The 12,584-nt window shown below is 57.3% G+C and carries 7 protein-coding genes; 2 read left to right on the top strand and 5 right to left on the bottom strand.

Annotated elements, in window-relative coordinates; translation table 11 throughout:
- Positions 1-139: 139 nt before the first annotated feature.
- Positions 140-724: a hypothetical protein gene (locus LB519_RS03225; protein ID WP_224618652.1), complete on the bottom strand. Its 585-nt coding sequence runs from the start codon at positions 722-724 to the stop codon at positions 140-142.
- 954 nt (positions 725-1,678) lie between these two features.
- On the opposite strand from LB519_RS03225, the gene LB519_RS03220 reads away from it, so the two are divergent.
- Positions 1,679-3,523 (top strand): ATP-dependent nuclease, encoded by a 1,845-nt coding sequence (locus LB519_RS03220; RefSeq protein WP_224618650.1) that lies wholly within the window; start codon positions 1,679-1,681, stop codon positions 3,521-3,523.
- Between the two features lie 567 nt (positions 3,524-4,090).
- Complete coding sequence (locus LB519_RS03215) at positions 4,091-5,293, top strand: restriction endonuclease (RefSeq protein WP_224618649.1); 1,203 nt, start codon at positions 4,091-4,093, stop codon at positions 5,291-5,293.
- Here the strand turns inward: LB519_RS03215 and LB519_RS03210 are convergent.
- Genes LB519_RS03210 through LB519_RS03195 form a run of 4 tightly spaced genes read right to left on the bottom strand, consistent with a single transcriptional unit; the run spans position 5,265 to position 12,583 of the window.
- On the bottom strand, positions 5,265-7,346 hold the full coding sequence (locus LB519_RS03210; RefSeq protein ID WP_224618647.1) for an AIPR family protein: 2,082 nt from the start codon (positions 7,344-7,346) through the stop codon (positions 5,265-5,267). The genes LB519_RS03215 and LB519_RS03210 overlap by 29 nt on opposite strands.
- On the bottom strand, positions 7,343-8,320 hold the full coding sequence (locus tag LB519_RS03205; protein ID WP_224618645.1) for a PD-(D/E)XK motif protein: 978 nt from the start codon (positions 8,318-8,320) through the stop codon (positions 7,343-7,345). Before LB519_RS03205 ends, LB519_RS03210 begins: the two co-directional genes overlap by 4 nt.
- Entirely contained in the window at positions 8,317-11,091 is a 2,775-nt protein-coding gene (locus LB519_RS03200; protein WP_224618644.1) for a Z1 domain-containing protein, read from the bottom strand. The genes LB519_RS03205 and LB519_RS03200 overlap by 4 nt, the downstream gene beginning before the upstream one ends.
- Entirely contained in the window at positions 11,084-12,583 is a 1,500-nt protein-coding gene (locus tag LB519_RS03195) for an ATP-binding protein (protein WP_224618642.1), read from the bottom strand. The genes LB519_RS03200 and LB519_RS03195 overlap by 8 nt, the downstream gene beginning before the upstream one ends.
- Position 12,584 lies beyond the last annotated feature (1 nt).

The following is a 12,584-nucleotide window of genomic DNA, read 5'->3' as shown; positions in this document are numbered from 1 at the left end:
AGTCAATCTCAATCGCGCTCGTCGTGCCCTAGGCATCCTGCTTAATCCGGCGACCCATCAAACGAGAACGGCCATGCCCTCGCCAGAATGGACGCGGCACTTGAAACGTCGGTCACGATGGAAGCCAACTTACTGATTTTCAGAGTTCTTCTACTTCCAAAGCCGCAACGAGTTTCGCGGCCTCTTTCCAATGCCGCTCCACTTCCGCACGGGTAATGGCGCGGTCAGGTCGATAGGCTGGCAGCTCGCCCACAAGTGCCTTCAGGTCGCGCAATACGGACGCAATGTGCGGCCATGGGAAATCCGTCGGATCGCCGATGTCCCGGTCGGCGCCAACAATCATTTCCAGCTTTGCGATGATCCCAGCGAGCGACAGAGCCGCAATGCTGGGGATAGCATCCTGAAATCTGAGTGCCTCGGTCATGGCAAACACCTCTGCCTCGCGAGCCACCGCATATTCCGCGCTCGCCTCCGACGCGGCCACCGGAATCCGCCATGACAAGGATTCGCCTGAGGTCAATACCGGAATTCCGGTATTGGCCATCATTCGTGCCTCCAAACGCTGCTGCACCCGACACAATACCAACGAGGCATATCGAGCTTGTTGCCACTCGTTCCACAGGCTCAAAGCGTGATCTATGGCTTGCCGTGCCGGGCCATCAGGATCATCGCCCTGCTGACCGATGACGAAAGGCAAAGTCGTGGTATTGTCGGAATCAGCCATGATCCGAGCTCCAGACAGCTTGAGTTGTGGTCAAGCCGGGCGACGTGTTCGAGCACGTCGTTCGGCTGCAAGTGGTGACCACTCTTACGTACATACCGTACATTACGGATATTCACATTGTCAAATACGCCGAACCCATCGGAAATAAAAAATGAACGTTTCGAGTTGCGCCTCTCAGGAGACTTGCTGAGCAGGATTGACGAATGGCGTCGCAAACAACCGGACTTGCCTACTCGATCAGAGGCCATTCGTCGTTTGGTGGAAATGAGCTTGGATTTTAAGTGATTGGACCGCGAACGCAGTATCGTTTGCCGGGAAGTTGCCGATTTCGGCAGAAACCGACTCCGGACTCATCCTTGTTAGAACATGCCGTTGGACCGACATTGGCAGGATTGCAGTTCTTCGGGTGGACGAAAATTGGGCCCCCGCTCGCTCGCGCGCCCTTAAACAGCGCCGGAGCGAACGGCAACTTTGCGCCTGATCTCGGCCGGTGAGGCCCTACCTATCGTTCGCCCAAAGCTGACATCGCACAGTTACACCAGACGCTCCATCTGGCCTCACCAGCCCGATGCTGCAAGGACGGCCACACGACGACGTGCCGTCCTGCGCGTCAGCGCGATAAAGAACCCATGCAATGGGAAACAGACGTTGGCATTGCTGCTGTCAGCGGATCGGACGTGGCGCTATGTCGTTGTCAAAGCGACGCGCACTGACAAGTGCTGCATCATGTCGAGCTATCGGCATGGAAAGCTCGAGGATATCGAAAAGATTATCACTAGGTTGAGGAAAAGAGTGCTGATTGACCGTGATCTGACAGTGTTATTGGGAAAGAAGGTAAAACTGACGCTCTCATAAGCGTTTACGCCTGCTCTGGCTGTGCTATTGCAGGTGGGGGCTTAACTGAAACATAGAATTTGGAATGCCCGCACAGTCTGGTTTGTTGGGGGGGGGCGAATGCCAAAGATACGTCGAATAAAGATCGAAAATTTTCGATCAATCGCAGAACTCGATATGAATCCGACGGACCTGACGGTCATCGTCGGAGACAATGACAGTGGAAAGTCCAATGTTCTTCGCGCGCTAAACCTTTTTTTCAATGGCCAAACTAATCCAAACACGCAATTCAGTTTTGCGAATGACTTCAATCGTTACACTGAGCCACGAGCGAAAAAGGCGCCCGAAATCGCTGTGGAGTTACGACTGGAACTCCCAGAATCCTATAGGGAGAACAATGGCGAGCAGGTCTTGTGGCGAAAGCGATGGCGGGCGGATGGCTTGCAATCTCGCGCAGAAATGCAAGGCATTCGCTTCCTGAAGAAAAAGCGTGGCAGTGGTTATATTGAGGAGCTGTTCGAACTTTCGACCCGGTCGCGGGTTCCTCCACTCCTTAACCGAATACAATTCGAATATGTTCCGGCGGTACGCGGAGCCGATTTTTTCCGGAGTCTTCGCGGGCGAATTTTTGAAGTGATCGCACAAGCGTCTGAAAGCGTCGTTAGAGAGAGCAGCGGACAGTTTGAGACCGTGATCGGCAACGCAGTTTCGGGCCTTCTGGAAAGTATCTCCCTTGAGCTTAAAGACAGTTCAAAGCTCAGGCTCCCAAACGACCTCACGTCGATTTTTGAAAGCTTGGATTTCCTAAACGGTGAAAAGTCGATTTCACTCGACAGTCGCGGCGACGGGATCAAAGCGCGCTACATTCCGTTGATCCTTAAATTCATTGCCGAGAAAAGTAGAGAAGCTTCTGGGCTGTCACCGACCTTCATCTGGGCCTATGAGGAACCAGAGAACAATTTAGAGTTCCGCAGAGCCCAGGCCTTGGCAGATTCATTCAAGAAGCTTGCCCAGGATGAGTTCTCCCAAGTGATTTTGACTACGCATTCTCCGATCTTCTACAACATGCACTTGTATGATGATAACGCGGGCATGTGCACTGCCTACCACATTTCTCACACCGCTCCGACAGTTGGAACTAAAGCCAATTCAGCGGCAGACGCTAGTGTATCGTTGGACGAGTCCATGGGCGCAATGGCAATTATTGCGCCACATATTCAAGCGGCTCAAGATGCATTAGCCGAGGCGTCTTCCCAGTCTGAAGATCTCAGGAATAAATTATCTGCCCTCAACACTGATAACCTGCCCACGCTCTTCGTTGAAGGGGGAACTGAATATCTGGTTTTCAAGGCTCTCCTTGCAAGGTTCAGGCCCACCAAGGCAGCGCTGATATTTGTTGCCGAGCCTCCTGCTCGAGCCGGAGCTAACTACGTGACGAATATGCTCCGATCTTGGGAATATCGAACCAAGCACATGCCTGTAGATAAGCGCGTTAGAGCCCTTGGGATTGTTGACGCCGATGCAGAAGGTGAACGTACGGTCAAAAAATTCGCCGAAGAACAGGCAAACTGGAAGTTTGTGAGTTTGACTCAACTGCCAGTCCCCAGCCATCTTGCAGCTGCGCGCGAATTGGGGGTTGACCTTCCGATTTGTTTTGAAGAGATGTGGCCAGCGTCTCGCTGGGCCGAGGCAAAAGCAAACAATTGGCTTGTTGATCGACCTAAGAAGGGTCTCCTCAGCAATACCCTTGGCAATCGCCTCGCCGAGGAAGACCTCAAGCTGAGCGAACTCATCGAACCGTCATGGCAGATTTTTTATAGTAGCTGTGTGGATGGGGACGTACAGACACATGCGAAAATGGCGTGGGCCGAACATATGGTAGCGTTAAGTAACGACGACCTGGAAGCCAGTTCGGCCCAATTGCTCATTGTTCTAGATGCCGCCTTATTGAAACTAGGCGTCTAAAATATGCTAAGCCGCCTTTGGTGGTTGCTTCGCAGAACGCCCGTCATCGGTTGCTAAGCGAAGTAGGGTTACTTAGTGTCGAGGCGCTATCTAAAGGCTGCTCTGGCCAATCCAAGATCTTGGTCATATCAGTTTGAAGTTCCGCTATTCGCGTTACCAACTCCAGAAGCGGTCAGACTGTTTGCGGCCCCCAAGCTTCCGACGGGCAACGCGCCTATTTCAGACCTGGGTGGTTGTGCTGCTGCTGAGCTGCCGCTCAATGATAGGCAGCTCGTGTTCGCGCAAGAGCGCCTCATTGTGGAGCGATGGAGTTGTAACTGGCTCTTGCTGATCCAGACCGTTGAGCGCTGCGGCCACGCAGTCCTCCGTTGTCCAACGACGCTTTCAGGCAGTGTTCCAGGTCTGCGCCGCCAACACGCCAGGGATGGACGCCGGATGGCGGATATTGAAGGCCTCCGTTCACGAGAGCCCGTCCGAAGCAAACGCCATTAGTGGTTATGAAAATACAACAAGGCCTTCGTCTCGACTTCAGCAGCAAATGCCCCCAAAATCGCTTCAGGGGGAATCGTGAAAGTCGTTCCAGTTGATCAGCTATCCAGTTCCGATCTGCATGTAGACGCAATCTACCAGGGCGGCCGCAAAGGCAATGCGGGCGATGATCCGCTACCTACGCTCATGCGCGTCGACAGTCAGGGCGGTTTTCGCTACCGCGGCAAGGTGAAGGGCAAGCTGGAGATGCTCGTGCTGATGACGAGCATGAACGATGCGGACTGGCCTGACGATCTTGATGCCGAGACGGGCATCTTTACCTACTACGGCGATAATAAGAAGCCGGGGCGCGACCTGCACGACACCGGGCGCGACGGCAACCTGATCCTGAAGACGATCTTCGAAGATTCTCGCTCGGGCGCCGAAGGACGAGGCGTTGTCCCGCCTATCTTCCTTTTTTCAGGCGTAGGCGTATCGCGCGATGTCAGATTTCTCGGATTGGCGGTGCCCGGCGCCAGCGATCTTGATGCCTCTGAGGAACTGGTCGCGATCTGGCGCAACGTCAAGGGCAGTAGATTCCAAAATTATCGGGCGCGTTTCACGGTTCTCGATGCGGCACAGATGTCGCGCGCATGGATCGACAGCATAGTTGCGAAACAGCCGAATCACGGGCTTGCTCCCGATGCCTGGAAGACATGGCGCAAGACAGGCAAGCGCAAGGCACTGATCGCGGGTCATACCATGGAGTACCGTTCGCGGGCGGAGCAGCTGCCGGACGACAAGGACGGCCAAGCGTTGATCGGCGCTGTCCGCGAGCATTTCAAGGACCGTCCCCACGCCTTCGAACATTGTGCCGCTGCACTTGCGCGACTGATGATTCCAGACATCGCGGGCCTAGACGTAACGCGACCATCGCGTGACGGAGGTCGAGATGCTGTAGGCCAGCTGCGTGTCGGTACCGGTCAGAGCGGTATCCTTATGGACTTCGCCCTTGAGGCGAAGTGTTACTCGCCGCCGACCGCTGTGGGGGTAAAGGACATGTCCCGGCTGATTTCCCGTCTGAGGCACCGGCAGTTCGGTGTTCTGGTAACCACGTCATGCGTTGATCTCCAGGCTTACAAGGAGATCAAGGAAGATCAGCACCCGATCCTGATCCTATCTGCCAAGGACATCGTGGAGCTGTTGCGAAGGAATGGCCGAGGCAGCCTGCCCGCCGTCAAGGCATGGCTCGAAGAGGAATTTCCAAAGAAGCCTAACTGGCTTCAGCGGCCCGCTCGATAAGGCCGGTTGCTACGACCCCCGCGCGGTCGACAGCGAACGCAGCTTCAAGTGCCGGCTTTGCCTGCTTCGGTGATGGCTTCTGTCCCCAGCCGCCAGCCGCATAGCTGGCAAGTGTGCGGCAGATCGCGGCCACGCGGTAGTGTACCACACCGGCCTTCTGACCTTTCTCCGCCACGTCGAGCCAGATCGCACCGTTGAGCTTCATGCACAGAGCTATGCGGTCATAGTCCGCGACGGAATGCGTCGTGCCCACGGGCGCAACCATAGAACCATCTTCAGCGCTCACCGCGGCATAGGACAGCTCTGGAGGAAGCGGGTCGCCGAGAGGCGGAAGCTGGTTCTGAATTTCCTGCCAGCATTCGTTCTTCTTGTACCACTCGCTGGGGTTCTTCTGACCGGCGGACGCGCGCATGGCGATATCCATTTGCGGGGCCCAGGTTTCAATGAGCTGTTCCAACTCCGGGCTGATGGCTTGGCGAGACCAGAGGCGGTTGAAGTCGACCCTGCCCCCGGCTCTGTGGGAGAGACCGGCCACGACATAGGCTGTGATCTGCGCTCCGTAGGCCGGAAACTTCATGCTTCGGACCTTCTTCTCGGTCGCGCGATAGAGTACCGCCAGTGCAACCAGCCTTTTGAACCATGCGTCGCCGATAGGCCTCTGAGGCTCATCTTTGAGTAGCTGCATGAAGTGCTGGAAGTTCTTCTGGCCACCAAGGCAGACCCGGTATGGAAGTCCATCCCAGGCGGCGAGATAGCGGGCGACGTCCAGCTTGCTGAGACGCCTGTTCTTGGGCGTTTGCATGCGGAAGGCCTGCTGTTCCGTTTTGCGGTAGGCCGCTTTCTGTTCGGCTGCGATGTAGGAGCCGCGAGCCCTCTCGTAGAACCAGCGGCCTTTGCCATCATCGAGCCACGTATTGTTGGCGATCGTCTCGATGTTCTGGTGAAAAGGATCGTTTGCCGAGAAATCGGCGAGTTGCACGGTGTTCTGGCGGTTGGCGGCCCGGGAAATGGAGGATACCATTTCGCCGAGGTCGGCACCGCCCACCTTAATAATCTTGATGGGAACCGAGACGTTGTCGAGGCTGAGACTTTCCTTGCGGCGCGCGCGGTGAAGGGACGCCGTCGTCTGGCCGCCATTCACGATCTGAAGTCCCCTCAAGGATGTGATTTCTGTTCCGCCAGCGCCGTTGTCGGCGAGTTCGAGATCATCGACTGTTGCCACGATCCCGTTATTGAAGGCGAGGAACATGGACGGCTGTTCGACGATCGTGCGGCGCAGCTCGGCGTTGACGCTCTTCCTGCCCTGAAGGCCGAGAAATGCCCGGACGTTGAGTTCGAGCAGGCGCACACCGTAGCGCTCGTAGATTTTTGAAAGGGCCTCACCGGGTAGAACTGCAAGGTACGCGTCATAGCCGCCGTCATGGCTGGGCACATGGAGACAGGAAACGCCGTCGCCGGTAAGTGCCACAAGGTCTACCGTGATATCGGCCCGCGTTTCGCCTTCACCGAGGACGCGCTGAAGCCTGACGATATCATATGCCTCGAACAGGACTTCGCGATCCCGCCACTGCGTTGAGCCGGCCAGACTGCCGACGATGCAATCGGTGAGCAGGACCACGCGAATGACGGCCAAGTCCTTAGCCTGCGTTTCGATCAGGCGGGCCAGATCGCTTGCGTCTGTGTTTGACGGCTCCAAGTCCTTTGCCAAGCCGTTAACACACGCATTGGCGAAACGAAGCGCGCGCTCGATGGCCTTTGTCACATCGGCAGTCGACAGCTTCGCTGCCGGAAGCTCACCACTGTAAATGGTCGTGAACAGGTCAAGGCGCGAACGCTCTTCGTCAAAGGCGTAGCCATCGATCCGATAGAGCGCGTTTCTAACGCGGCCTTCCTGGTAGAGCGGAAACGTCGATTCCAGGTGTCCGGCATCTTCCAGTCGTTCAAGGACGAGGCGAGTGAATACCTCCTGGGAGAAGGGTGCGTCGGTCGTGAGGCCTTCTTCGACCTCGGCGGCGATTTCTTGTGAGAATGCCGCTACTACGTCATCTGTCATGACGGGTCTCCTTGAACAAACGCTTCAAGGACGAGGGCCGTATCGGTGGCAAAGCCTGCGATGGCTCGCACTTCGAGCGAGTAGGTGGCGTCGGTAATGGCGACCGGGAGATTTGCACGGACCAAGCGTGGGAAGGTCTCCTGGACCTGGTAACTGTCGATAGCGCGAAGCTGAACCTTGGGCACGGCGCGTGCAACATTGTCATCGGGCATCAGGCCACGACTGAGAAGCGCATTTTCGAAGGCACGGCGCCCTGTATCATTCGGCAGCCGGGCTGAGACATCGGACATGAAATCCCGGAGGGGCTTTCCTTCCGGGGTCTCAATCAGCCTGACATGCATGAGATCGAGGCGGCTGAGGCCGGAGACATCAAGCTGGTCCAGAGCGGAAATTGTAATCGTCGATGAAGGTCCGAGCCCCGTCTTGATTTCCAGAGCATGGCCTTCGTCTACGAAGTCATGCAATCCATCATTGGGCGCTTGCCAGGTCGAGAGGCCGTTAGCATGGGATGTGAGTATCCGACCGAGAATGATGAGTTCTCCGATCAGGCCAACGGTTTCGGATCTTGAGAGACCGTCGCGTCGATCTCGGAGGAACTGTCGCCAGGCGTCCAGGCGTGCGAGAAATTGATCCAGTGCGTCAGCGCGGTTTGCCAGTGCTGCAGCACTGACCACGTCGGCACAGATTGTTGCGAATAGATCGCGTCTGGAACTGTCTTCGAGCGAAAGCACCAGGAATATGCCAGTCGTGTCGGGTACGAGGCTGAGGCGCATTCCGCCTAGTTCGAAGAGCGCGTCCTGGCTCAGTTCCGTCTGCAGCATCAGACACGGTGCATTGTCGGTAGCTCGCATTGCGGCCAGGACATCGAGAGGAACCTCAGTCGAGATCAGTTTGGAACGATACTGACGTGAGACTGGCGGGCTTTTTGCGAGCGTATCCCAGGCTTTATTCAGTGCGACAAGCCAGTCGGTCATGAGACCTCGCGCTGACGGACACTGTTGATCAGATAAACGCGTTTGTCGGCCGCATCACTATCCGGGAAGCTGACAACAACGCTGATTACTGGGCGTTGGGTCTTTTCGACCTCTGCCATTACGGGATCGATGGGATAGATGATCAGTAGGCCGTTCTGCGGCCGCGCACCGCGGGCTTTGCGGATGAATTCGCCAGAGGGGACATCCGTCGGCAGCTTGGTGCGTGTCAGCCGTTCGTTGTTGGTCATAGTCAACGCAGAATCGAATTCCTCATCGGTAAGATCGATGGCCTGATCGAGCGGGCTGAGGGCGGTTCCGATGATGAAACGGTCGCCGGGCATAGGCTTGCCGTTTCTGGATTCCCGGGGTGAACGCAGGATACACTTGATGCGGCGGTCACCGAGATCAACGGGCTCTTGATCGCCAGTGGCGAGGTAGACACTCCAGTCTGTAAGCTCGGCGGGGTTCATCGCCAGCTGATCGCTAATGTAGCTCGCCAGCTTCTTGCCGTCGACTTGGTGGCTTTCCGGGGGGAAAGTCAGGTTTCTAAGGTAGGCAGCAATGTCCTGGCCCGAAATGCCCGTCCACAGTGTGCCCGAGGCCGTCTTGTTACCCGGTCCCGGACGGCGTGGATTTTCCATTCCGGAACCTAGTGCGACGAGGAAGTCATCGGTCACAGAGGCGTTACGCTCAATGGTCGTTGCGTCCTGGAACATAACCGTCTGAACCTTGCCCTCACCGGCGTAGCTACTCTGGTGAAGTTCGGCGTGACGCTGCTTGTTCTTCGCGGTGACTTCGAGAATGTCATGCACCGCGACCTTGAGGCCGAACTGCTTCGGCGTCGCGTTCGTGATGGACATCTCATAGAACTGGCCCCGCAGTTCCTTCTGCGCGGTCGCTACGTATCGGAACCAGTCTTCCATGTCTGCGCTCGTAAAGAGCCGACACAGATCGGCGAACCCGCGGCGATAGCCGAACCAGCGCCCCATCTGCAGAAGGCTGTCATATTGGCGCGAAATGCGCAGGAAATAGCTGACTGAGAGCCCTTCGAGCGTAAGTCCCCGAGAAAGCTTGTCACCGCCGACGGCGATGACGGAGTAACCAGTTTTCTTGTAGGCATCATAGTCAATGTCGGCCTTCGTCTTGCCGTTGGCCGTGATGACCTGGATCTTGTCCGTGCTTTCAGGAAGCTCAGTCAGAACCTGTTCCCAGGTCACGGGCAAGGTATTACGCCCGTAGACCGTTGTTCTGACTTTTTCGGTCGTCGGCAGGTAGTCGAGTTGCCACACCGACTTGAGGCGCTGGAGTGTTTCGCGGTCGCCGTTGGAAATCATGGCGCGCGTTTCGAACAGGTACTTTTCTACCTGTCGGTGAACCTCGGAATGAACGTCGACGTACCGCGACACATGCACAAGCATCGAGTTGTGTTCGGTTTCCTGCCCTCTGGCGGCGCGTGCCGCGCAGGTGAGCAGGAAGGCGTCGATTGCCCGCTCCAGGCTTCTCGGAATGACATCCTGGCCGTTGAACAGAGGCTTGAGCGTCTTGTTGTGCGTTTCCGGTATCCAGTTTTCTTCGGTCTGCTCAAGCGGCCGGACCAGAGGCAGACCAAGATTGTCCGCATCATCGTTTGTACCGAAAACCGCGGCTGGGCCGAAATAGTCATCGGGCGGCGTGAGCGAAACGATGAAGGTCGAGGGGAAGAGGTCGGGGCCGAAATTCTTCGCCGATCGTTCGTCATGGATGAAAATGTTTGCAAACGGGGTCGCCGTGTAACCCACGTAGACGCGGCGCTCGAAGGACATCAGCAGGCGACGGATTTCACCGTTGACCCGTTTGGGCTCGTATTCTTCCTTAAACGTCCCGTCCTCCAGGAGCGGCTGGTCGCCCGTATCGACTGACGCCTGGTCGGATTCATCGTCGATGACGAGCACTGGGGCAGCTTTCGCAGGCCCGGGCAGACGCGAAATCCAACCGTTGAGGTTTTCCAGCACCTTTGCGTTCTTCTTGACGACGAACACGCAAGGCTGGTTGACGGGAGAGAAGCTCAGCTGGTCGGCGATGCGCTGGCTGAAGTCTCCGTTCGGGTCAGCCATCGTCAGGCTGTCGACTGTCAGCTGCGAGTTGAAATTACCGACGCCGATGATGCGCATGGGCTGGTGGGGCTGTCGGGTTTTCGGATTGGTATCGTAACCCAGAAAGTCATTGTCGAAGCGCTTCTGCGTCTGCAGGCGCAGAATCTTATGCATGCCGGCGAGGACGATGATGATCCGGTAGCCAGCATCTGCAGCGCGGTTTACGACGCCAGCATAGCTAGCCGTCTTTCCTGATTGCACGTCACCCACGACAAGACCGCGCCAGTCCCAGCTGCCGGGCCGCTTGGGATCGTCCATTACTTCAAGAATTCTCGCAGTGCTGTCCTGAAGCTGCAGAATGGATTCTTCTGGCCATCCGTCTTCCTCAAGCTTGTTAAGGTAGCGCCGCATGAAATCTCCCGGCTGGCGTCGCTCGCCAACATACCAGGCGGCCGGTCGTAATGTGTCGATCAGCGAGAGCGCTGGCCCTTGTTCGGTGACAAAGATAGTCCAGAGCAGGCGCGTTGCCGCCTCAAGCTGTTCGGGGGAGATGATCTGCTTCGTGGTCAGGCTGAAGATGGGCGCATCCAGGCCGATGATCTTCGCGATGCTTTCGCGCGTGATCTCGTCGCCGACGTCCCTTTGAATCTGCAGAATTTTCCGCGCTCTCAGAGCGAGAGCCTCGACAACATCAGCCATGCCGACCCCCCAGTCTTCTTGTCAGTTCCGTTCGCAGCTGTGTCAGGTCTCCCGGAAGATTGAGCAGAAGTGCATCGATGCGCTGGTCTGTCGTCATGCTGGCAGGCAGAGCCTTGCCGAGTTCGACGAGCGGCTCAGTCAGCTGAGCAATATCTTCTGCGTCAAGAGCAGGGACTTCGGCGCCTTCAGATTCCGACACGTCGAGCCAGATGCGTTCCACGGGAACGCTGCGCTCGATGATCGACAGTACGGCGTTAAGCGGGCGCAATCCGCCGGTCGCGGCCGCACGACATGCGGCAACAACGGGATGATCCCGATTGATGCGGTACTGAATGCCTTTGGCACTCGGCACAGCCAGCCAGACTGCGGGTACGTCGTGGCGCGCGCCGCGATGATGGGGACCATGGCCGCGGAAAGCGAACACTTCTCGAGCTTCTTCGCGGGAGCGTCCTGCGATGGCAGTCAGTCGGGCACGTAGTGCTCCGGGTGGACGCGCCTGGGACTTGCGCACATCAATTCGCCAGTCGCGATCAAGCCCGGTGGGCAGGTCGACTTCGATGCGAGCGAGGCGGCTCGCTTCGTCGCGCGTCCAGATTCGAACGCCGCCGAGACCCAGCCAGCTTCCTGCGACAAGCAGGCGCTTGCCGCGATAAACGTAAAAGCCCTGCCGTGCGCCCCAGCCACCAGGGCCGCCTGCGAGTTCATAGTCCCGATCGTTTTCGAAGCGGTCGCGGTGAGGAAGCACATAGGGTTTGACAGTGAACGACGTCCCCGCGTGGCGAATGCGTTCGGAGGGCATCTCCTGCGTTGAAGGGTGTGTTGTCTGGAAGGGGTCCCACGCCTTGATTGCGCGTCTGTTGAGCGTGATTGAAAGGCGCGACGCATCACCGCCGATGAAGCGGTGAAAGATCATGCCGAGATGCGCCCTGATTTCTTCGATACGCAGATAGAAAGCTTCTTTCTGGAGCCCCGCGAGACCGCTCAGTTCGTCGATCCGGTCCCAGATGATGAGGGTGCCGGTCGGGCGCTGCGCGAGTTCCGCCACGAACGGATGTGTCGGAAGCGGATCGGGTACGATCGCGATCCAGCCACGCGTGGCGATCGTGTCGACATCAAGTATGACGGCACTAAGGGTCGCGTCGGCCTTGGTGATGACGGTCATTCGACGACACTGCGAGAGAGAGGCGGTCTTGAGCCCCATGCCGAACCGGCCGAGGTCGGATGCCCCACGGGGAGTGTCGGGCCCCTGTCCGCCGAGTTTCAGTGCCTGGGCGAGGCGCTTTTCATCTATGCCTTTGCCGTCGTCCAGAATTGCGACGACTGGCGTTCCGTCATTCCATTGGAGGTCAATCTCGACGGAGCGAGCCTGCGCGGTGATGCTGTTGTCGATCAGATCGGCGAGCGCCGTTTCAGGCGAGTAACCCAGGCCTCTCAGCGACGTGATGAGGGCCGGTGCTTCCGGGGTAATCTCGATGATGCGTTCAGGCGACATG

It is taken from the genome of Mesorhizobium sp. AD1-1 (assembly GCF_020164655.1).
GTDB classification, from domain to species: domain Bacteria; phylum Pseudomonadota; class Alphaproteobacteria; order Rhizobiales; family Rhizobiaceae; genus Mesorhizobium; species Mesorhizobium ciceri.
This window is presented reverse-complemented; position numbering and strand designations above follow the sequence as displayed.